Source organism: Pseudomonas sp. 22526 (assembly GCF_052044735.1).
GTDB classification, from domain to species: domain Bacteria; phylum Pseudomonadota; class Gammaproteobacteria; order Pseudomonadales; family Pseudomonadaceae; genus Aquipseudomonas; species Aquipseudomonas piscium.
In genome coordinates this window covers 44,668-63,862 of record NZ_JBQENK010000017.1, presented here as the reverse complement: position 1 = coordinate 63,862, position 19,195 = coordinate 44,668, and the positions used below count along the sequence as shown (strand labels likewise).

The 19,195-nt window shown below is 59.9% G+C and carries 22 protein-coding genes and 1 tRNA gene; 20 read left to right on the top strand and 3 right to left on the bottom strand.

What is annotated here, in order from left to right; all coding sequences use genetic code 11:
- The first annotated feature begins 7 nt into the window (after positions 1-7).
- From tolR to ACTJKT_RS23340, 8 genes are all read left to right on the top strand, one after another.
- A complete protein-coding gene (gene tolR / locus ACTJKT_RS23375; protein ID WP_007931110.1) occupies positions 8-460 on the top strand; it encodes a protein TolR in 453 nt (150 codons plus the stop codon).
- Entirely contained in the window at positions 460-1,539 is a 1,080-nt protein-coding gene (gene tolA, locus ACTJKT_RS23370; RefSeq protein WP_440788742.1) for a cell envelope integrity protein TolA, read from the top strand. Before tolR ends, tolA begins: the two co-directional genes overlap by 1 nt.
- Positions 1,540-1,577: 38 nt before the next feature.
- Positions 1,578-2,837: a Tol-Pal system beta propeller repeat protein TolB gene (gene tolB, locus ACTJKT_RS23365; RefSeq protein WP_007931107.1), complete on the top strand. Its 1,260-nt coding sequence runs from the start codon at positions 1,578-1,580 to the stop codon at positions 2,835-2,837.
- A gap of 52 nt (positions 2,838-2,889) precedes the next feature.
- Complete coding sequence (gene pal / locus ACTJKT_RS23360; protein WP_003178634.1) at positions 2,890-3,387, top strand: peptidoglycan-associated lipoprotein Pal; 498 nt, start codon at positions 2,890-2,892, stop codon at positions 3,385-3,387.
- 6 nt (positions 3,388-3,393) lie between these two features.
- Positions 3,394-4,218, top strand: coding sequence for a tol-pal system protein YbgF (ybgF, locus tag ACTJKT_RS23355; RefSeq protein ID WP_025805899.1), 825 nt, complete (start codon positions 3,394-3,396; stop codon positions 4,216-4,218).
- A gap of 166 nt (positions 4,219-4,384) precedes the next feature.
- Positions 4,385-5,032, top strand: a complete 648-nt coding sequence (gene queE / locus ACTJKT_RS23350) for a 7-carboxy-7-deazaguanine synthase QueE (protein ID WP_009050465.1) — start codon at positions 4,385-4,387, stop codon at positions 5,030-5,032.
- 1 nt (position 5,033) lies between these two features.
- Positions 5,034-5,735: a 7-cyano-7-deazaguanine synthase QueC gene (gene queC / locus ACTJKT_RS23345; RefSeq protein WP_440788741.1), complete on the top strand. Its 702-nt coding sequence runs from the start codon at positions 5,034-5,036 to the stop codon at positions 5,733-5,735.
- A gap of 63 nt (positions 5,736-5,798) precedes the next feature.
- Positions 5,799-5,874: transfer RNA gene (locus tag ACTJKT_RS23340), tRNA-Lys, on the top strand.
- Positions 5,875-5,973: 99 nt separating this feature from the next.
- Here the strand turns inward: ACTJKT_RS23340 and ACTJKT_RS23335 are convergent.
- On the bottom strand, positions 5,974-6,858 hold the full coding sequence (locus ACTJKT_RS23335) for a helix-turn-helix domain-containing protein (protein ID WP_440788785.1): 885 nt from the start codon (positions 6,856-6,858) through the stop codon (positions 5,974-5,976).
- 422 nt (positions 6,859-7,280) lie between these two features.
- Between ACTJKT_RS23335 and ACTJKT_RS23330 the strand changes: the two genes are divergently transcribed.
- From ACTJKT_RS23330 to ACTJKT_RS23275, 12 genes are all read left to right on the top strand, one after another.
- Entirely contained in the window at positions 7,281-7,472 is a 192-nt protein-coding gene (locus tag ACTJKT_RS23330; RefSeq protein ID WP_025805894.1) for a Flp family type IVb pilin, read from the top strand.
- Positions 7,473-8,170: 698 nt separating this feature from the next.
- Entirely contained in the window at positions 8,171-8,362 is a 192-nt protein-coding gene (locus ACTJKT_RS23325; protein WP_009050445.1) for a Flp family type IVb pilin, read from the top strand.
- A gap of 29 nt (positions 8,363-8,391) precedes the next feature.
- Positions 8,392-8,910, top strand: coding sequence for an A24 family peptidase (locus ACTJKT_RS23320; RefSeq protein WP_025805892.1), 519 nt, complete (start codon positions 8,392-8,394; stop codon positions 8,908-8,910).
- A gap of 14 nt (positions 8,911-8,924) precedes the next feature.
- Positions 8,925-10,244 (top strand): AAA family ATPase, encoded by a 1,320-nt coding sequence (locus tag ACTJKT_RS23315; protein ID WP_440788740.1) that lies wholly within the window; start codon positions 8,925-8,927, stop codon positions 10,242-10,244.
- A gap of 16 nt (positions 10,245-10,260) precedes the next feature.
- The gene (cpaB, locus tag ACTJKT_RS23310; protein WP_169914727.1) at positions 10,261-11,067 is read left to right on the top strand and encodes a Flp pilus assembly protein CpaB; all 807 of its coding nucleotides are present in this window, start codon (positions 10,261-10,263) and stop codon (positions 11,065-11,067) included.
- 37 nt (positions 11,068-11,104) lie between these two features.
- The gene (locus ACTJKT_RS23305; protein ID WP_440788739.1) at positions 11,105-12,442 is read left to right on the top strand and encodes a pilus assembly protein TadG-related protein; all 1,338 of its coding nucleotides are present in this window, start codon (positions 11,105-11,107) and stop codon (positions 12,440-12,442) included.
- An 8-nt stretch (positions 12,443-12,450) separates the two neighbouring features.
- Positions 12,451-12,921, top strand: a complete 471-nt coding sequence (locus tag ACTJKT_RS23300; protein ID WP_440788738.1) for a TadE/TadG family type IV pilus assembly protein — start codon at positions 12,451-12,453, stop codon at positions 12,919-12,921.
- Complete coding sequence (locus ACTJKT_RS23295) at positions 12,921-13,424, top strand: TadE/TadG family type IV pilus assembly protein (protein ID WP_440788737.1); 504 nt, start codon at positions 12,921-12,923, stop codon at positions 13,422-13,424. Before ACTJKT_RS23300 ends, ACTJKT_RS23295 begins: the two co-directional genes overlap by 1 nt.
- The gene (locus tag ACTJKT_RS23290) at positions 13,418-14,635 is read left to right on the top strand and encodes an AAA family ATPase (RefSeq protein WP_440788736.1); all 1,218 of its coding nucleotides are present in this window, start codon (positions 13,418-13,420) and stop codon (positions 14,633-14,635) included. The genes ACTJKT_RS23295 and ACTJKT_RS23290 overlap by 7 nt, the downstream gene beginning before the upstream one ends.
- A 3-nt stretch (positions 14,636-14,638) precedes the next feature.
- Positions 14,639-16,072 (top strand): CpaF family protein, encoded by a 1,434-nt coding sequence (locus ACTJKT_RS23285; protein ID WP_440788735.1) that lies wholly within the window; start codon positions 14,639-14,641, stop codon positions 16,070-16,072.
- Positions 16,073-16,074: 2 nt separating this feature from the next.
- Entirely contained in the window at positions 16,075-17,061 is a 987-nt protein-coding gene (locus tag ACTJKT_RS23280) for a type II secretion system F family protein (RefSeq protein WP_440788734.1), read from the top strand.
- 27 nt (positions 17,062-17,088) lie between these two features.
- Positions 17,089-18,057 carry a type II secretion system F family protein gene (locus ACTJKT_RS23275; protein WP_440788733.1) on the top strand — a complete coding sequence of 323 codons (969 nt, stop codon included), beginning with the start codon at positions 17,089-17,091 and terminating at the stop codon, positions 18,055-18,057.
- A gap of 74 nt (positions 18,058-18,131) precedes the next feature.
- On the opposite strand, the gene ACTJKT_RS23270 is transcribed toward ACTJKT_RS23275, so the two are convergent.
- Positions 18,132-18,404, bottom strand: a complete 273-nt coding sequence (locus ACTJKT_RS23270; protein WP_440788732.1) for a DUF3613 domain-containing protein — start codon at positions 18,402-18,404, stop codon at positions 18,132-18,134.
- Positions 18,405-18,406: 2 nt separating this feature from the next.
- Positions 18,407-19,129 carry a tetratricopeptide repeat protein gene (locus ACTJKT_RS23265; RefSeq protein WP_440788731.1) on the bottom strand — a complete coding sequence of 241 codons (723 nt, stop codon included), beginning with the start codon at positions 19,127-19,129 and terminating at the stop codon, positions 18,407-18,409.
- Positions 19,130-19,195: the final 66 nt, after the last annotated feature.

The window sequence follows — 19,195 nt, the reverse complement described above, 5'->3', positions numbered from 1 at the left end:
AATCCCCATGGCCCGAGTTCGCCACAAACGCAAGCCGGTTGCCGAGATGAACGTGGTGCCCTACATCGACGTGATGTTGGTACTGCTGGTTATCTTCATGGTGACCGCGCCGATGCTCAATCAGGGCGTGAAAGTCGATCTGCCCAAGGTTTCCAGCGAAGCCTTGCCGCAGGACAACAACACCCAGGTCCTGACCATTTCGATCAAGGCTGACAAGACCTACTACTGGAACCTTGGCAGCGAAGTCGACACCGACAAGCAGATGGACAAGGCCATGACCTTGCCGCAGATGACCGACGCCGTGACCAAGATCATTCGCGCCGGCAATGAAGGCGGCAAGCATACCCAGGTGTTCATCCGCGGCGACAAGTCCGTTGACTACGGTGCCGTCATGGGCGCCATGGGCGGGCTGCAGAAGGCCGGCGTCGGTAACGTTGGCTTGATTACCGAGGCGCCCTGATGCAGCAACAGCGAGAGCCGTCCGCCTCGGAAAGCTACTTCTGGCCTAGCGTGTGGGCAATTGCCCTGCACGTTCTGGTGTTCGGCATGCTGTTCGTCAGTTTTGCCATGACGCCGGAGTTGCCGCCGTCCAAGCCGATCGTCCAGGCGACCCTGTATCAGCTGAAATCGAAAAGTCAGGCGACCACTCAGACCAATCAGAAGATTGCGGGTGAAGCGAAGAAATCCGCCGCGCGCCAGACCGAAGTCGAGCAGATGGAGCAGAAAAAGGTCGAGCAGGAAGCGGTCAAGGCTGCGGAACAAAAGAAAGAAGAGGCTGCTCAAAAAACCGAGGAAGCGAAAAAGGCCGACGAAGCCAAGAAAGCGGATGAGGCGAAGAAGGCTGATGAAGCCAAGAAAGCCGACGACGCGAAGAAGGCTGCGGAAGCGAAAAAGGCCGAAGAGAAACAATTGGCTGATATAGCCAAGAAGAAAGCCGAAGAAGAAGCCAAGAAAGCCGCTGAAGAAGAGGCCAAGAAAAAGGCCGCTGAAGAGGCGAAGAAAAAGATAGTCGAAGACGCGAAGAAGAAAGCCGCGGAAGACGCCAAGAAGAAAGCTGAAGCAGACGAGGCGAAGAAGAAGGTCGCCGAGGACGCGAAGAAGAAAACCGCCGCCGACGCAGCCAAGAAAAAGGCCCAGGAAGCAGCGCGTAAATCCGCCGAAGAGAAAAAGGCCCAGGCCCTGGCTGATTTGCTTTCCGACACGCCACAGCGTCAGCAGGCCTTGGCGGACGAGCAGGGCGACGAAGTCGCGGGCAGTTTCGACGATCTGATTCGTGCTCGTGCGGCGGAAGGCTGGGCTCGTCCTCCTTCGGCGCGCAACAACATGACTGTCGTGCTGCAAATCGGCATGTTGCCGGATGGTACGGTGACTTCCGTGTCGGTGGCCAAGTCCAGCGGCGATGGTCCGTTCGATGCCTCGGCGGTAGCTGCGGTCAAGAACATTGGACGTTTGACAGAAATGCAGGGAATGAAGCCGAGCGATTTCGCTCCGTATCGTTCATTCAAGATGACATTCACACCTGAGGATCTAGCCTTGTGAGAAACCTTCTTCGAGGATTGCTTGTCGTTATTTGCTGTATGGCAGGGATAGCGACGGCGGATGAAAAGAACATTCTGGTCACCAGTGGCAGTGACCGGGCCACGCCAATCGCCGTAGTGCCATTCGGTTGGCAAGGGGGCAGCGTGCTGCCCGACGACATGGCGGAAATCATCGGTAACGACCTGCGCAACTCGGGTTACTACTCGCCGATTCCAAAGCAGAACATGATCAGCCTGCCGACCCAGGCCAGCGAAGTCATCTACCGTGACTGGAAGGCCCTGGGCGCCCAGTACATCATGGTCGGCAGCATTGTCCCGGCGGGCGGTCGCCTGCAGGTGCAATACGCCCTGTTCAACGTCGCCACCGAACAGCAAGTGCTGACCGGCAGCGTCTCGGGCAGCGTCGACCAACTGCGCGACATGGCTCACTACATCTCCGACCAGTCGTTCGAAAAACTCACTGGTATCAAGGGCGCCTTCTCGACTCGCATGCTGTATGTCACGGCAGAGCGTTTCTCCGAGAAGAACACGCGCTACACCCTGCAACGCTCCGACTATGACGGCGCGCGCGCGGTGACCCTGCTGCAATCCCGTGAGCCGATCCTGTCGCCGCGCTTCGCGCCGGACGGCAAGCGCATTGCCTATGTGTCGTTCGAACAGAAGCGTCCGCGCATCTTCGTTCAGCACATCGACACTGGCCGTCGCGAGCAGATCACCAACTTCGAAGGCCTGAACGGCGCGCCTGCCTGGTCGCCGGACGGCCAGCGCCTGGCGTTCGTGCTGTCCAAGGACGGCAACCCGGACATCTATGTGATGAACCTGGGTTCGCGTCAGATCTCGCGTGTGACCGCAGGTCCTGGCATCAACACCGAACCCTTCTGGGGCAAGGATGGCTCGACCATCTACTTCACCTCGGACCGTGGCGGCAAGCCACAGATCTACAAGACCAGTGCCGGTGGTGGCGGTGCGGAGCGGGTGACGTTCGTGGGCAACTACAACGCCAACCCGAAACTGTCCGCGGATGAAAAAACGCTGGTCATGATTCACCGGCAGGATGGCTTCACAAACTTCAAGGTAGCTGCCCAGGATTTGCAGCGTGGCAACGTAAAAATCCTTACAGACAGCACACTTGATGAGTCGCCTACTGTTGCGCCCAACGGCACCATGGTAATCTACGCCACCCGCCAGCAGGGCCGGGGAGTCTTGATGCTCGTGTCCATTAATGGACGCGTGAGGCTCCCGCTTCCTACCGCTCAAGGCGAAGTCAGAGAACCGTCCTGGTCCCCTTACCTGAACTGACGCGGCGCTTTACGTTTTACTTAACACACTGGGGTTCATTAGGAGTTTCACGATGGAAATGCTGAAGTTTGGTAAGTTTGCTGCGCTGGCTCTGGCCATGGCTGTAGCTGTAGGTTGCTCCTCCAAAGGCGGCGACAACGCTGGTGAAGGCGCTGTTGATCCAAACGCTGGTTACGGCGCTAACACCGGTGCAGTTGACGGCTCCCTGAGCGAAGAAGCTGCTCTGCGCGCAATCACCACCTTCTACTTCGAATACGACAGCTCGGACCTGAAGCCAGAAGCCATGCGCGCTCTGGACGTTCACGCCAAAGACCTGAAAGCAAACGGCGCTCGCGTTGTTCTGGAAGGCAACACCGACGAACGTGGTACTCGTGAGTACAACATGGCTCTGGGCGAGCGTCGTGCGAAAGCCGTTCAGCGCTACCTGGTGCTGCAAGGCGTTTCCCCAGCTCAGCTGGAACTGGTTTCCTACGGCGAAGAGCGTCCAGTTGCTACCGGCAACGACGAGCAGTCCTGGGCTCAAAACCGTCGCGTCGAACTGCGTAAGTAATTCGTCATGCGAACGTGCCGTCGTGCTCTAACTGTCTTGGCTCTCAGCCTCGCGCCGCTTTCGGTGTGGGCTGCGGTTCCTGTGGTCGATAACAACTCAGGCTATAACAATAGCGGAGGCAGTTATCCGCCAGCGGGTTATGGCACGAACGGCGCCTATGCCGGGGGAGGGGTTTCGACCCCTGTCTCGGCACAGGGCGAGCTGTTCCAGCAACTGCAGCAAATGCAGGAGCAAATCGCACGGCAACAAGGTGTGATTGAAGTACTGCAAAACGATGTTGCGCGCATGAAGCAGGAAAGCCTGGAGCGTTACCAGGATCTTGATCGGCGCATTGGAGCGGGCGGTGCACCTGCCGCGACTCCTGATAATTCTTCTGCCGGTGGCGATGCAAGTGCCGCCGGTGCAGCTGCCGGGGCTGCCTCGCAGGCTCCAGCGGCAAGCAGTGAACCGGGCGATCCGGCGAAGGAAAAGCTGTATTACGACGCAGCCTTCGACCTGATCAAGGCCAAGGACTTCGACAAGGCCAGCCAGGCTTTCGCCGCGTTCCTGCGTAAATACCCGAACAGCCAGTACGCGGGCAATGCTCAGTACTGGTTGGGCGAAGTGAACCTGGCCAAGGGCGACCTGCAAGGTGCCGGCCAGGCATTCGCCAAGGTCTCCCAGCTGTATCCGAAGCATGCCAAGGTGCCGGACTCGCTGTACAAGCTGGCTGACGTAGAGCGCCGCCTGGGCCACACTGACAAGGTCAAGGGCATTCTGCAGCAGGTGGTGGCCCAATATCCGGGTACTTCCGCCGCCCAGCTGGCTCAGCGCGATCTGCAACGCATGTAATCGAGTTTGAGCTGTTTGGAAGAAACCCGCGCTTGCCGCGGGTTTTTTCGTTAGAATCCATGCCCTTTTTATGAAACACGCTTCCTGGGATTACCGTGTTTGCGGGATTCCTCGAGGTGCCTGACGGAGGCGGACAGCCTGTTTAGCTGTTACGCCCGTGGCGACTATGCAAGACACATTGAGAATTACCGAAGTTTTCTACTCGTTGCAGGGTGAAACTCGGACTGCCGGCCTGCCCACGGTATTTGTGCGCCTGACCGGTTGTCCGCTGCGTTGCCAATACTGCGACAGCGCCTATGCCTTCAGCGGCGGCACCATCCGCACCCTCGAGAGCATTCTCGAGCAGGTCGCCGGTTTCCGCCCGCGTTACGTCTGTGTGACCGGGGGCGAGCCTCTGGCGCAACCTAACGCCATTCCCCTGCTCAAGCAGCTGTGTGACGCCGGTTACGAAGTCTCGCTGGAGACCAGCGGAGCCTTGGATATTTCCGCCGTCGATCCGCGTGTCAGTCGGGTGCTCGACCTGAAGACGCCAGGATCGGAAGAGGTTCAGCGCAATCGTTACGAAAACATCGAGCTGCTGACGCCGAACGACCAGGTCAAGTTTGTCATCTGTTCCCGCGAGGACTACGACTGGGCGGTTTCCAAGCTGATCCAGTATGGTCTGGAGCGGCGGGCGGGCGAGGTGCTGTTCTCGCCGAGCCATCACGACCTGAATGCGCGCGATCTGGCCGACTGGATCGTTGCGGACAACCTGCCGGTGCGCCTGCAATTGCAGCTGCATAAATACCTTTGGAATGACGAGCCGGGGCGCTGACATGACTGAACAAGCACAGAACCAGGTTGCCACTGAAAAGCGTGCAGTCATCCTGCTGTCCGGCGGCCTGGATTCGGCCACCGTGGTGGCCATGGCCCGCGCCGAAGGTTACCGCTGCTACACCATGAGCTTCGATTACGGCCAGCGCCATCGCGCCGAGTTGCAGGCGGCCGAGCGTGTCGCTCGCGACCTGGGCGTGGTCGAGCACAAGGTGATAGGTCTCAACCTCAACGGTATTGGCGGCTCCGCGCTGACCGACAGCTCCATCGATGTGCCTGAGGCCCCGAGCGAAGGGATCCCGGTCACCTACGTGCCGGCGCGTAACACTGTGTTCCTGTCCCTGGCGCTGGGCTGGGCGGAAGTATTGGGTGCGCGGGATATCTTCATTGGCGTCAACGCCGTGGACTATTCGGGTTATCCGGATTGCCGTCCAGAGTTCGTCGAGGCCTTCGAACGCATGGCCAACCTGGCGACCAAGGCCGGGGTAGAGGGGCCGGGGTTCCGTATCCAGGCTCCGCTGCAGAACCTGAGCAAGGCCGATATCGTCAAGGCGGGCGTCAAGCTCGGGGTTGATTACGGCCTGACCGTGTCCTGCTACCAGGCCGATGATCAAGGGCGTGCTTGCGGTAAATGCGACAGCTGCCGTCTGCGTGCAGAAGGTTTTGCCGCGGCCGGTGTCAGCGACCCAACGCCTTATTTTTGATTTTTTTCATATTGGGTGTTGAATTCTTTTTATAAATCAGTATTATACGCGCCACCACACAGCGGGTCGTTAGCTCAGTTGGTAGAGCAGTTGGCTTTTAACCAATTGGTCGTAGGTTCGAATCCCACACGACCCACCATTTTCTAGCAGTATTTAAAATCCGAAAGGCCCACGAAAGTGAGGATTTTCGGGTTTTTTTTTGCCTGCAGAAATCTATGGGCGCACTGGATTGGCCTGCTCATCGGCCTTCGATACGCAGCGGCAGGCTGTCGATCACCTGAGACAGTGTTTGCTCCAGTTCCAACTCTTCTTTTTTTACCAGTTCCGGGCTTCTTCGGCGTTGTCGGTATTCGCTGGGGCTGGCGCCCGCGAATTGCTTGAAGGCGCGGGCAAAGTAGGACGGGTCCTTGAAGCCGACTTCATAGCCGATGCTGGTGATGGGCATCTGGCTGTTGTCGAGCAGATTCTTGGCGCAATCCATGCGCTTGCTCAGGATGTAGTCCATGAACCCCAGGCCATGGACCTCCTTGAACAGACGGCTGAAGCGGAACGTGGTCATGCCACAACGTTTAGCCAGTTCTTTCTGGTCGATGCTTTCCCGAAAATTCTGCTCGATGTACAGCAGCACATCACTGAGTGCCTGGTGTTTCTGGTGCTCTGCGGTCAGCCGGATGCTGTCCGGCAGGGACGGGCCGTGTTCGATCTGCAGGGTCTTGGCGCCGGATCCGCTGCTGTGGCGCAGTTCGTAGAGCTGCTTCAGCGCATGCAGGAAGCGCCGGATCTCGGCACTCGAGAGAGGGAGCACCATGTACTCCCAGACCCGCGAACGCATGGCCCAGACGGCGAGTTCTTCGGAGTGCTGCACCGTGAACATGGCGATGGGGATGGAGGGAATCTTGTGTTTGATCTCCAGCAACAGATTGAGCCCCGGCATGTCCGGGCGGTCATAGTGCATGCAGATCATGTCGGGTAGAGGATGAGTGTCCTTTTCGGGCAGAGACGCATCTTTCGACACCCGGCAATCGCAGGCTGGGCGAAACAGCGCGATCAGCTCTTCAGACGATCGGTCGCGCGTGAGGTCGAACCATAAAAGAGAGGGTTTTTGGGCCGACTCAGGTTTCATTTCCTTATTCCTTCCTGGTGTCTCACTGTCACTTCCTGAGCTGTCAGTATCGCCATTGGGCTTTGTGGGCAAAGGATCAAGTTCTGATTAGGTTTCATAAATTTTCTTGATTACCTTCTATGTCTGACAGCGAGATAAGAGTCACAGGCAGCTCCTTGCTGTTGTGATCGCCTTTCTTGCACCACCGGCCACGGCTGAATCAATTTAGTGTTATATGAGAACAGTTCCTTTTCTGAAAAAAAACGCTATCTGCCTGGTTTAGTTCATTGGTGTTCTTCTGCTGTCTTGCCAAGGAGCGCAAAAAAGTCCTAGAAGCCGACAATAAACTCCTAACTCTTTCTGTTAGCCCCTGACTAGGATTCAGTCAGGCGGCACAAATACTGATCGCCTTAAAGCAACTTTACTTATATGAGGTGAACAAGATGAATCTGCAAACAATCAAAACCTCGGTACTGGCCTTCATTGCAGACGAAGATGGTTTGACCATCGTGGAATATGCCGTGGCCGGTGGCTTGATCACTCTGGGGGCCGTTGCCGCGTTCGTGACTCTGGGCGGCAACGTGGCCACCGCCATTACCAGCCTGGGTTGTGCTGTTCAGGGCCAGGTGTGCTAACGACAGTCGTTGTGCCGAGTCCTCAGTCCTGGGCTGGAGCTGTTTGTTGCTCGTACGCAGCCAGACTTCGCGGGTCTGGTTGTGAAGAGCGGTTTCCCTCGGGCTGAGGCCGTACCTGTGGTGCATGTGTGTTCCCGCCGTTTTTCTGTCTGATTTCGCCTGGACAGGATGGAGCCTTCTCAATCGGTATGTGCAGTCAGCGCACAGTACATGGCGGATGGCTCCAGTCTTGGTCTCGAACGAGACAAATCGTCAAATGACCTTTGGCCGAGCACGGCTCCCATTGCTCTGCAGCGGCCTGCAAATTCTCTTTGCAGCATCTGGAGTATCGTCGCTGTATTGCTCGCGTGAAGATCAAATCCTGATATGCCACCTCCGGGTTACTTCGTTTCGCACTATGGTTTTGTTGCAACGAACACGGCCGGGGTTTTTGTCTTTATCGACCCAGGCTCAGGTCGTTCTCGCACCGAGGGCGAAGCTGACTCAAGGCGGCTCTTCAATTACTCCTTCCTTAGATAAACCATCTGTTCCTTGGAGGGTGTTGTTCCTGGTGTTTTTTGGCTTCTTTCAACAACAGCAATAAAGTCCTAACGATCAGCAAAAAACTCCTAACCCTCCCAATGTTCCCCTGACTAATGTTCAACCAGGCAGTGCGCAAGTGCTGCTCTTAAACAAAAACATTCGAGTGAGGTGGGAAAATGAATCTGCAATCGATCAAGACTTTGGTAATCAAGTTCGCCAAAGACGAAGACGGCCTGACCATTGTGGAATATGCCGTGGCCGGTGGCCTGATCACTTTGGGCGCTGTTGCTGCGTTTATCACCTTGGGCGGGAACGTGGCCACTGCCATCACCAGTCTGGGATGCGCTGTCCAGGGTCAAGTCTGCTAACGCGCCAACTTCCACCGAGGGCTGCAGTCATGGGCAAAGAGCAATTGTTCGTTGTTGCATTGATGCTGGGACTGCTGGGGATTGCGGTGGTGAACGATCTTCGTCACCACCGTATTCCCAACCTCTTGGTGCTGTTGGGGCTGGGACTGGGGATTGCCGGTCAGGTCTATTCCTCAGGCGTCATCGGGTTTGGTTATGGACTGCTGGGCATGTCGATCGGTTTTGCGGTTTTCCTTCCTCTGTACGCCTTTGGCGGGATGGCGGCCGGCGACGTCAAGCTCATGGCCATGGTTGGCACCTTTCTCACTCCGCAGCACGCCCTCTGGGCTGCGTTTTTCAGCCTGATCGCCGGCGGCGCGTGCGGGGTACTGATTGTGTTGGTACGTGGTCAAGTTCAACAGACCATGGGGCGCTACTGGCAGATGGTGAGAGCCAGGGCCTATTTCCCGCCGGCGGATGATGAAGTGGCCGGCAAACCCTTTCCCTATTCGGTTGCGATCCTGCTCGGCACATTGGCCAGCTTTCTCTGGTTGCCCCTTGGCCAGTAGCTCAGGAGAACATTATGTATGCCATCAGTAACAGCCGTCCGACCGGCAATGACCGGGAAGCAGTGCAGCGACTGGCTCCACAGCCACGCACGATCCTTGAGACCGGGCTGGCGGACAATTTCCTCGGAGATCTGGTCTGCAAGCATCTGCACGATGCGGGCGTACTGGACATGCCCCGACTGGTAGAGCGCCTGGCGCTGACGGGGGCGGTGGTTGAAGAAGTCCTGACTTTCCTGCGCCAGGATCATCGGGTCGAGGTCCTTGGCCAAGCCGGTGGCCAGGGCTTGCGCTACGGGCTGACCGAGCGCGGCCGCAATGCTGCCCGGGATGCCTTGTCGCGCAGTGGGTATATCGGCGCGGCGCCCTTTCCGGTGAGCGCTTACCGCTCGCTGCTCAAGGTACAGACCATTCACCATGGCCGTATCAGCGCCCGGGACATGCAGGCTTCCTTCGGCTCCATGGTGCTGGCGCAGAACATGCTCGATCAACTGGGCGTGGCCCTGAATTCCGGGCGCGCCATCATGATTTACGGACCGGCGGGGACCGGCAAGACCTACGTCAGCAGCCGGTTGATCCGGCTGTTTTCCGAGTCCATCTGGGTGCCCTATGCCATTGCGATCAACGATGCGGTGATCGAGATCTACGACCCCCAGGTACACCGGCGTCTGGATGTCGGTGATCCGCAGAACAGTCTGATGCTCAATGAGGGGATCGACCGTCGGCTCCTGTGCTGTGAACGGCCGATCGTCATCACCGGCGGCGAGCTGACCATGGAACAGCTGGATATCCGCTACGACCCCTTCACCCGTCAGTACCAGGCGCCGTTGCAGCTCAAGGCCAGCAACGGGCTGTTCGTCATCGACGACATGGGGCGCCAGCGCATGGCCCCCGCGGAACTGCTCAACCGCTGGATCGTACCGATGGAGGAGAAGCGTGACTTCCTCAACCTCGGCGGCGGGCGGCACTGCGAGTTGCCGTTCGACCTGATCCTGGTGTTCTCCACCAACCTGAACCCGTTGGAACTGGCCGATGAGGCGTTCCTGCGGCGGATTGGCTACAAGCTGCAGTTCGGCTACCTCAAGCCCGAGGAGTACGAACGCATCTGGGTTCAAGAGACGGAGCGCCTGAACATCCAATACGACCCGCAGCTGTTGCGCTACGTCCTGGATGAGCTCTATGGCGCTGAAAACATGCCGCTGGTGCCTTGCCACCCACGGGATCTCTTGAGCATGGCGCTCGATCGCCAGCGTTATCTGGGCGCCAGCGGACCACTGTCATCCCTGGAACTGGAATGGGCCTGGCACAGCTACTTCGTCCAGCTCGACTTTCTTTGAGTAAGGAGATTTCGACATGAGTTCTCGTACTTTCACTCTGGTGACCTTGTCCGTGGTTCTGGGCCTGGGCGCGGCATGGATGGCCAACACTTGGCTCAATGCAAGGCTCAATGCCACCCCTGACGATAACCAGCAGAACGTGGTGGTGGCGACCGTGGAAATCGCTTTCGGGCAAATGGTCGAGCCACAGCAGGTCGCGCTGGTCCGTATGCCCAAGGAGACGGTGCCCGAGGATGCTTTCGACGCGACCGAGAAGGTCGTGGGCAAGATCGCCACCTTCTCCATGTTGCGCGGCGACATCCTGCGTGGTGCGCGCCTGGCCGAACACTTGGGCGGCAGCACCCTGGCGTCGCTGATCGAACCCACCAAGCGTGCGATCTCGGTCAGGGTGGACGACGTGGTCGGCGTGGGTGGGTTCCTGTTGCCGGGTAACCGGGTCGATGTGCTGGCTACCCGGCAGACCGGCAATACCGGCGACGCCGAATCCAAGACCATCCTGGAAGACCTGCGGGTGCTGGCAGTGGACCAGACGGCCAGTACCGACAAGACCCAACCGGTGGTCGTGCGCGCCGTGACCCTGGAAATGACCCCTCTCCAGGCCGAGGAATTGGTCAAGGGGATGGCCGCCGGCAAGCTGCAACTGGCCCTGCGCAACCCGCTGGACAACCAGAAGCAACCGGCGATGGTCGAGCCGGTCGCGATGATCCAGGACGTGCCTGCCCCTCCGGTGGTCCGGCCGATTGTCCGTCGTCGTGCCAGCGGCGATAGCGGGATCACGGTGATTCGTGGGATCGAGGTCAACGTTGTGAAGTCCCAGCTGTAAATGATCGGGTACGACATAGACGAACAATGAGGGCTTGATGATGAGTGCACGTATCCAACAGCCATTGAGTGCATTTCCACGGCGGCAGCGCGGAGCGATGACCGTACTGGTGGTGATTGCCCTGGCCTCGATGCTGCTAATGGGGGCCCTGGCGCTGGATGGCGGCCATATGCTGGTGAACAAGTCCCGCCTGCAGAATGCGGTGGATGCGGCGGCGCTGAGCGGTGCCAAGACCCTCAGCACGGTAATGGGCACGACAGGGGCCGCGAGCCTGACGCAGACCGCTGCGCTCAGCACCCTGACCCTGAATGCCAATGCCAACGGCAATCAGGAGCTGGCCACCGCCATCGGCAACAATGTCGGCGGTTTTGCCACGGTGGAGTTGGCGTCCACTGTCTATGGCCCCTTCTCTTTCCCGGGGCCGGCCAATGCGAGCTATGTACGGGTGACGGTCACGAACTATCCCCTGGCCGGATTCTTCTGGGGCGTCTTTCAGACCTTGGGCAATGGTGTCGGTAACAAGTTTGTGAGCGCGGTCGCCACCGCCGGGCCAAGCCCTGCCAGCCCTTGCGACCTCACGCCGCTGCTGGTGTGCGGCGATCCGACGAAAAACAACCCGGCCGCCGGGATGTTCTGGGGGTTCCAGTTCGGCGACCCGCAGGTGTTGAAAACCGCCGCAGGCAACAGTTCGCCGATTGGCCCCGGCAACTTCCAGCTGCTCGATTTCGGTTCCGGTGGCAGCACGGTCAGGCAGGGGCTGGCAGGCGGTATCAAGCAGTGCAACAACGTCGGTTCGAATGCCCAGACCAAGCCGGGGAACACCGTCGGGCCGGCCTCGCAGGGCCTCAATACGCGCTTCAACCAGTATTCCGGCGGTCTCAAGGCGGCGGACTATCCACCGGACCTGGTGATCACGACCAACTCCAAGTCGTTCACTTACGACGATACGCTCAAGCAGATTCAGTACAACAATCAGGCGGTTACCTCGAGCAGCGGCAATTTGTCCGCGGGCGGCAGCGCCTTGTACGACTACAACAACTGGGTACAGGACTCCGCCAACTGCGTTGCCGGTGGCGGCGGTGGCTGCCAGAACAGCGGGGCATTCGAACGGCGGATCATCAAGATTGTGATCGGTGACTGTTCGGGCAAGAACGACGGGGCGTCCTCGATACCGGTGCTGGGTTTCGCCTGCTACTTCGTCCTGCAACCGGCATCGCAAAAGGGCAATGAGGCGCAGATATTCGGTCAGTTCGAGAAGGTGTGCGAAGGCGACAACGTGCCAGGCCCCAACCCGGCCAATACCACCGGACCGCAGATCATCCAGCTGTACAAGACCTATATCGACAACAGCCAGACGCCAAGTACCGACTCTTAGGAGGTTTTATGGGACGCACAGGATTCAGGTCGCCGCGCAGTCAAGGCGGATTGGCGATGGTGGAGCTGGTGTTGACGCTGCCGCTGCTGCTGTTGCTGATGCTGGCCTTCGCCGAGTTCGGTCGCATGCTGTTCCAGTACAACAGCCTGATGCAGGCCAGCCGCGACGCCGGGCGTTATGTCGCTGACAGGGCGTGGAACTCCACCCTCGGCAAGCTCAGCCTGAGCGATACGCTGCAGGCCCAGGCGAAGAACGTCGCGGTCTTTGGCGTACCCGCCAATCCCAATGGCTACCCGGCGGCGGTGTCGGGGCTGACGCCCGCGGCTGTCGCGGTCACCGCGGTGGGTGCCGAGCATGTCCAGGTCAGCATTACCTACACCTATGTGCCGGTGATCGGCAGTGCCTTGCCCGCCTTGTTTGGCAGCAACGTGCCGCTGGGTCTGGCCTTGACTTCCACCGTCGTCATGAGGGCCCTGTGATGAACGTCAAAGGTATGCGTGGGCTGTACACCGTCGAGTTCGCGATCACCAGCCTGGTGCTGTTCACCGTGCTGTTCGGCGTGCTGGAAATGGGCCGGCTGTACTTCACGGTCAATGCCCTGAATGAAACCGTGCGCCGCGGCGCCCGTCTGGCGGCGGTGTGCGACATCAACGATCCGGTGATCCTGCGTCGGGCGATGTTCAACGCTTCCACCAACGGCGGTCCGAGCAGCCTGCTCAATAACCTGACGTCCGCCAACCTGAACCTGGTTTATCTGGACGCCAACGGCGCGGTCGTCGCCAGCCCCAACGATCTGACCGGCACCAACGGCTTTGCCGCCATTCGTTATGTCCAGCTACAGGTATCCAATTTCAGTTTCAATCTGCTGATTCCTGGGTTCAACGGGGTATTTGTCCTGCCGGTATTCAGGTCGACCGTGCCACGTGAAAGCCTCGGTCGGCATCCCCAGGCAGCAGTCACACCGGAGATCACGCCATGTTGAGTACCCGAGAAGCGCCTGTCGCTGCTGCTACTGAAAAGCAAGGCAAACGCCTGCTGATCAGTGGGCGCGACGCGACGACCTTGAATCACCTGAAAGCCTTGAGCCAGGGAATGCCGAACATTCAGGTCAGCACTCGCCTGGTGAGCAACGGTCATACCGATCCGCTGTATGGGCTGGAGCAGATGCCCGACTTCCTGCTGTTGCGCGTCAGCCACCTGTGGCGCGAAGAGCTGGCGGCCCTGTTGCAGCATCCGCTCAAGGAGCGCCCACCGTTATTGGTCTGCGGCCCGCTGGATGAGCGCGAGGGCATGCGCCTGGCGATGCAGGCCGGCGCCCGGGATTTTCTCCCCGAGCCGGTAGCGGCAGAAGAGTTGCAGGCGGCCATCGGCCGAATGCTCATGGAGGCCAATGCGGAGCAGGGGACTGGTGGCAAGCTGGTTGCGGTGATGAATGCCAAAGGCGGTTCGGGGGCCTCGATGCTCGCTTGCAACCTGGCGCATCAGCTCGCCACCCGCGGTGGCAGGACCCTGCTGCTGGACCTGGACCTGCAGTTCGGCAGCGTGGCGCATTGCCTGGACGTGGTGCCTACCCACAGCCATGTGGATGTGCTGAAGCAGGTCGAGTCCCTGGACAGCATCGCCTTGCGTGGCTATTGCAACCACTTCAGCCCGACCCTGCATGTGCTGGGCGGGCGTACCGGGGAGCTGTGCCTGACGCAGGATGTGCACCTGGATCAGCTGGAAAAACTGTTGCGCCTGGCCCGTGGGACCTACGACTGGGTGGTGGTGGACCTGCCGCGGCAGATCGATCACCTCACCGGGGTCACGCTCGAACAGGCCGATCGCATCTACGTCGTGTTGCAGCAGAGCCTGAGCCACCTGAAGGACGGCACCCGCCTGACCCGCATCCTGCGCGACGACCTGAATGTGCAGAGCAACCGGATACAGGTGGTGGTCAACCGCTACAACAAGGCCTCGCCGGTGAGCCTCAAGGATGTTGCCGATGCCCTGCGCTGCCCGACCCTGCAAGCCGTGCCCAATGACTATGCGGTGGTCAGTGAGAGTCAGAACACCGGTGTACCGCTTGAGCTGCACGCTCCACGTTCGGGGGTGACCCTGGCCCTGCGTGAGCTGACCCAGAACCTGATCGGGATCGAGGTCGCCGAGAAGAATTTGTTCAAACGTACCTTCAATCGTCTGTTCGGAGGCTAGGCCATGCTCAGCGACTTTCGTAATCGCCTGCGTCAGCAACCCGGCAAACAGGCACCGGCAGAAACGCAAGATGCGTCCCTCGACGGCAAAGAGTGCGCCAGCGTACTCATGGCCTGGGAGGCCAGTGTGCCGGACCTGCTCTATGAAACCAGGACCAAGCTCGGCCCGCTGGAGGCCGAGTGGCGGGAAAAGATCTACCAGCAGTTGCTCAAGGTCATGGACCTGTCGCTCCTCGATTCCCTGGAGCCGGCCGAGGCCGGGCGGCAGATCCGCGACATCTGTCAGCGCCTGCTCGATGAGCATTCGGCGCCGATCAATGCCAGCAGCCGCCAGTTGATCCTCAAGCAGATCACCGACGAGGTGCTCGGCCTCGGGCCGCTGGAGCCGCTGCTGAACGACGCGAGCGTGTCCGACATCCTGGTCAACGGGCATGCCTCGGTGTACGTCGAGCGCTTCGGCAAGCTGCAAAGGACGGATGTGCGTTTTCGCGACGACCAGCACCTGCTGAATATCATCGATCGCATCGTTTCCAGCCTGGGGCGGCGCATCGATGAGTCCTCGCCGCTGGTGGACGCCCGCCTGAAGGACGGTTCGCGGGTCAACGCCATCATTCCACCGCTGGCCATCGACGGTCCGAGCGTGTCGATCCGTCGCTTCGCCGTGGATTTGCTCAACACCGAGAGCCTGGTGCAGATGGGCACCCTGACCCCGGGCATCGCCCTGATGCTCAAGGCCATCGTCCGCGGCCGGCTGAATGTCCTGATCTCCGGAGGGACCGGCAGTGGCAAGACCACCATGCTCAACGTGTTGTCCAGTTTCATTCCGCACAACGAGCGGATCGTGACCATCGAAGACTCGGCCGAGCTGCAACTGCAGCAGCCCCATGTGGTGCGCCTGGAAACCCGTCCGTCGAACATCGAGGGCCGTGGCGAGGTGGGCCAGCGTGAGCTGGTGCGCAACAGCCTGCGTATGCGGCCGGACCGCATCGTGATCGGTGAGGTGCGTGGCGCCGAGGCGCTGGACATGTTGACGGCGATGAATACCGGCCACGACGGCTCGCTGACCACCATCCACGCCAACACCGCCCGCGATGCCCTGGGACGGATCGAGAACATGGTGTCGATGACAGGGGCGACCTTTCCGATCAAGGCCTTGCGTCAGCAGATCGCTTCGGCCATCGGCGTGGTCATCCAGCTGGAGCGGCAGGAGGACGGCACGCGACGGCTGGTCAGCGTGCAGGAAATCAACGGTATGGAAGGAGAAATCATCACCATGACCGAGATCTTCGCTTTCGTGCGCAGCGGTATCGGCGAGAAAGGCGAGGTCCTGGGCGAGTTCCGCCCCACGGGCATGGTTCCGGCGTTTCGTGATGTGCTGGCCAAACGGGGCATCGAGCTGCCGCTCAGCCTGTTCCGGCCAGACTGGATGGAGGGCTAGTCATGAATCAAGTCCCCAGTGAATTTATCCTGGCGTTTCTCGGGATGGTGTTCACCGCCATATTCCTGCTCAGCCAGAGCCTGGCAGTGCCGGTGTTCGGCGAGGCCGGCAAGGTACGCAAGCGTATTCGCAGTCGCCTCGACCTGCTGGAGCGGGCCAGTAACTTGGAGAACATGCAGTCGGTACTGCGCCAGAAATACCTGCGTCGTCTGTCGCCGCTGGAGGCGCGTCTGGAGCAGTTGCCGGCGATGGAGGCCCTGGCGCAGATGATCGAGCAGGCCGGGCATGAGTACCGCGCCTATCGGGTGCTGATGCTTAGCCTGGTCCTGATGGTGGCGGCTGGCATCGGGATGTGGCTGCTCACGCAACTCTGGTGGGTGGCGCTCCCGGCGGCTGCCGTGGCCTTCTGGCTGCCGGTGCTGAAAATCTCCCGGGACCGCAACCAACGTTTTGCCCAGTTCGAGGAGCAGTTGCCGGATGCGCTGGATGCCATATGTCGGGCGCTGCGTGCCGGGCATCCGTTCAACGAAACCCTGCAATTGGTCGCCGACGAGCACAAGGGGCCGGTTGCCCACGAGTTCGGCCTGACCTTTGCCGACATCAACTACGGTAACGATGTGCGTCGGGCCATGCTCGGCCTGCTGGAGCGCATGCCGAGCATGACCGTGATGATGCTGGTGACCACTGTGCTGATCCATCGCGAGACGGGCGGCAACCTGACAGAGGTGCTGGAGCGATTGAGCAGCCTGATTCGCGGCCGCTTCCGCTTTCAGCGCAAGGTCAAGACGCTCTCGGCCGAAGGGCGCCTGTCGGGCTGGATCCTGGTGGCGATGCCTTTTGTGCTGGCGGCGGGGATTGTGCTTTCGAGCCCGACCTATCTGCCTTTGCTCATCAATGAGTCATTGGGGCAGAAGATGGTGCTGGGCGCGTTTGTGGCGATGCTGGTGGGAATTTTCTGGATACGCAAGATCATCCGGATTCAGGTGTGAGCACAATCACTCGTAGGGGGTGAGGTTATGGAGTATCTACTGAGTCTGATCAACAGTGTGGTCGGTAACGAACAACTGGCGCGCCTGCTGTTCGCCGGGGCCATAGGCCTGAGCGTGGTACTGGCCGTGGCGACCCTGGTGTTGCTGGTGCAGGGCCTGCAAGACCCCGTGCACCGTCGTTTGCTGCTGATCAAGCGCGGCCATGGCGGCGACGGTCATCGGCAGGGGGCGCCGAGCAATCTGCAATTGATGCTGGAGCAGGTCGGCCAGCGCTTTGTCTCCGGTGATCAGGAGCAGGCCTCGGCGACCCGGACCTTGCTGACCCATGCCGGCTTTCGCTCCCCGGCCGCAGTCCAGATGTACTGGGCGGTGCGCCTGCTGACGCCGTTGGCATTGGTGGCGCTGGCGGTCCTGGCGCTGCCGCTGATACCGAAGATCTCGCTGCTTCTGGGGATGGGTCTGGTGCTCTTGGCGTTGGGGGTAGGCTGGCTGGCACCGGCCATCTATGTCGACAGCCGCAGGAACGCGCGGATGACCCGGTTGCTCGTCGCCTTTCCGGATGCGCTGGACTTGATGGTGGTCTGCGTGGAGTCAGGCCTTGCCTTGCCCCAGGCGATCGAGCGGGTGTCGGAAGAGATCGCGGTCAGCCAGCCTGAGCTGGCCATGGAGATGGCACTGGTCAACTCCGAGATCCGGGCCGGGATTCCCAGTACCGAAGCGCTCAAGCACCTGGCCGAGCGTACCGGGCTGGAGGACATTCGCGGGTTGGTGAGTCTGCTGGCGCAGAGCATTCGCTTCGGTACCAGTGTGGGTACGACCCTGCGTGTCTATGCCGAGGAGTTTCGTGACCGGCGCACCCAACAGGCCGAAGAGAAGGCCGCGAAAATCGGCACCAAGCTGGTGTTTCCTCTGATCTTCTGCCTGTGGCCAAGCTTCTTTCTGGTGGCCATAGGACCGGCAATCATCGGCGTGTTCAAAGTATTCGGGAAGTTATGAAAGAGGGGAGGGGCAAGGGCCATCCGCATGGATGGCATTGCCCCTTCTGAACTGAACACCATCGCGATTCATTGTCACTTTGAACCACCCGAACTACCCGAACCTACGTACTCCTTGTAGTACTCGGGGATCGGGTGTTTGTAGTTGTTCAGCCAGCGCTGCAGGGTCAGTTCCCGCTCGCTGGGCGAGGCGTTCTGCGGAATGGGCGACTTGACCTGGTTACGACTCTGCAGCAGCAGCCAGGTTTCGGTCGACTGTTGTGACAGGGAGGCCGGGCCGGGTTCGATAGCCTGGGTCACCAGCGGAAGAAGCAAGAGTCCCAGGCAGCTAAGCGTTTGGTATTTCATCACTACCTCTGCGTTATTGGTTGGTTGACACTCGATGGCGACGAATCCGTGGCAGTGACTGCCTGACTGTTAGCTGCCTTCTTCGTCGTGTTCCTGAGTTTTTCGGCCCGCTCCTTGGCACTGGTGACTTGTTCGGGTTTCAGGCCGGCACGATTGACCAGGTCCGAGGCCTGTTTCCAGTTGCCTTGATAAATCAGCAAGGTCACCAGGTTGAGGGTTGCCAGCTGGTCGTCCTGTTTCAGCTCCATGGCCGTGAGGAACTCAAAGCGGGCCTGCTTGGTATTCCCCTGGTTGAGGTAGACCACCCCCAGATCGTTGCGGATTTTCTCGTCGGTGGGGGACAGGCGCGCCGCTCGCGTCAGATGCTCCAGGGCCAGAGCGTTATCGTTGCGTGACACTGCCAGTTGACCCAGGCCATGCTCGCCTTCGGCGGCCAGGCAGGTGCTGAGCAGGCTGCGGTACAGCGGTTCGGCCTCGCTTTGTCCGAGTAGGCGATAGACCTTGGCCTTGCGCATGCGAACCTGTGCCAGGTTATCCGGCAGGCGTTGCAGATTGGCCAGGCCGGCATGCAGCTTGCCTTCGCCGATCATGTCGTCGGCCAGGCTCAGCGATAGTTCCTGGTCCGAATCCAGCTTGCTGCATGCCTGCTTCGACCAGGTACCGCCGCTGTTCGTGGCGCAGCCGCCGAGCATGAGCAGCCCCAAGGCAGCAATGACTACTTTCATTTTTCCCTCCTGGAACAATCCGATTGTCGAGGAATGGCCGGCACCGGACTTGCCGAGTCCGGTGCC

Excerpts from the sequence above, each read along its gene's own strand:
- tolR (WP_007931110.1), top strand. The coding sequence starts at position 8 with ATGGCCCGAGTTCGCCACAAACGCAAGCCGGTTGCCGAGATGAACGTG.
- tolA (WP_440788742.1), top strand. The coding sequence starts at position 460 with ATGCAGCAACAGCGAGAGCCGTCCGCCTCGGAAAGCTACTTCTGGCCT.
- tolB (WP_007931107.1), top strand. The coding sequence starts at position 1,578 with ATGGCAGGGATAGCGACGGCGGATGAAAAGAACATTCTGGTCACCAGT.
- pal (WP_003178634.1), top strand. The coding sequence starts at position 2,890 with ATGGAAATGCTGAAGTTTGGTAAGTTTGCTGCGCTGGCTCTGGCCATG.
- ybgF (WP_025805899.1), top strand. The coding sequence starts at position 3,394 with ATGCGAACGTGCCGTCGTGCTCTAACTGTCTTGGCTCTCAGCCTCGCG.
- queE (WP_009050465.1), top strand. The coding sequence starts at position 4,385 with ATGCAAGACACATTGAGAATTACCGAAGTTTTCTACTCGTTGCAGGGT.
- queC (WP_440788741.1), top strand. The coding sequence starts at position 5,034 with ATGACTGAACAAGCACAGAACCAGGTTGCCACTGAAAAGCGTGCAGTC.
- ACTJKT_RS23335 (WP_440788785.1), bottom strand. The coding sequence starts at position 6,858 with ATGAAACCTGAGTCGGCCCAAAAACCCTCTCTTTTATGGTTCGACCTC.
- ACTJKT_RS23330 (WP_025805894.1), top strand. The coding sequence starts at position 7,281 with ATGAATCTGCAAACAATCAAAACCTCGGTACTGGCCTTCATTGCAGAC.
- ACTJKT_RS23325 (WP_009050445.1), top strand. The coding sequence starts at position 8,171 with ATGAATCTGCAATCGATCAAGACTTTGGTAATCAAGTTCGCCAAAGAC.
- ACTJKT_RS23320 (WP_025805892.1), top strand. The coding sequence starts at position 8,392 with ATGGGCAAAGAGCAATTGTTCGTTGTTGCATTGATGCTGGGACTGCTG.
- ACTJKT_RS23315 (WP_440788740.1), top strand. The coding sequence starts at position 8,925 with ATGTATGCCATCAGTAACAGCCGTCCGACCGGCAATGACCGGGAAGCA.
- cpaB (WP_169914727.1), top strand. The coding sequence starts at position 10,261 with ATGAGTTCTCGTACTTTCACTCTGGTGACCTTGTCCGTGGTTCTGGGC.
- ACTJKT_RS23305 (WP_440788739.1), top strand. The coding sequence starts at position 11,105 with ATGATGAGTGCACGTATCCAACAGCCATTGAGTGCATTTCCACGGCGG.
- ACTJKT_RS23300 (WP_440788738.1), top strand. The coding sequence starts at position 12,451 with ATGGGACGCACAGGATTCAGGTCGCCGCGCAGTCAAGGCGGATTGGCG.
- ACTJKT_RS23295 (WP_440788737.1), top strand. The coding sequence starts at position 12,921 with ATGAACGTCAAAGGTATGCGTGGGCTGTACACCGTCGAGTTCGCGATC.
- ACTJKT_RS23290 (WP_440788736.1), top strand. The coding sequence starts at position 13,418 with ATGTTGAGTACCCGAGAAGCGCCTGTCGCTGCTGCTACTGAAAAGCAA.
- ACTJKT_RS23285 (WP_440788735.1), top strand. The coding sequence starts at position 14,639 with ATGCTCAGCGACTTTCGTAATCGCCTGCGTCAGCAACCCGGCAAACAG.
- ACTJKT_RS23280 (WP_440788734.1), top strand. The coding sequence starts at position 16,075 with ATGAATCAAGTCCCCAGTGAATTTATCCTGGCGTTTCTCGGGATGGTG.
- ACTJKT_RS23275 (WP_440788733.1), top strand. The coding sequence starts at position 17,089 with ATGGAGTATCTACTGAGTCTGATCAACAGTGTGGTCGGTAACGAACAA.
- ACTJKT_RS23270 (WP_440788732.1), bottom strand. The coding sequence starts at position 18,404 with ATGAAATACCAAACGCTTAGCTGCCTGGGACTCTTGCTTCTTCCGCTG.
- ACTJKT_RS23265 (WP_440788731.1), bottom strand. The coding sequence starts at position 19,129 with ATGAAAGTAGTCATTGCTGCCTTGGGGCTGCTCATGCTCGGCGGCTGC.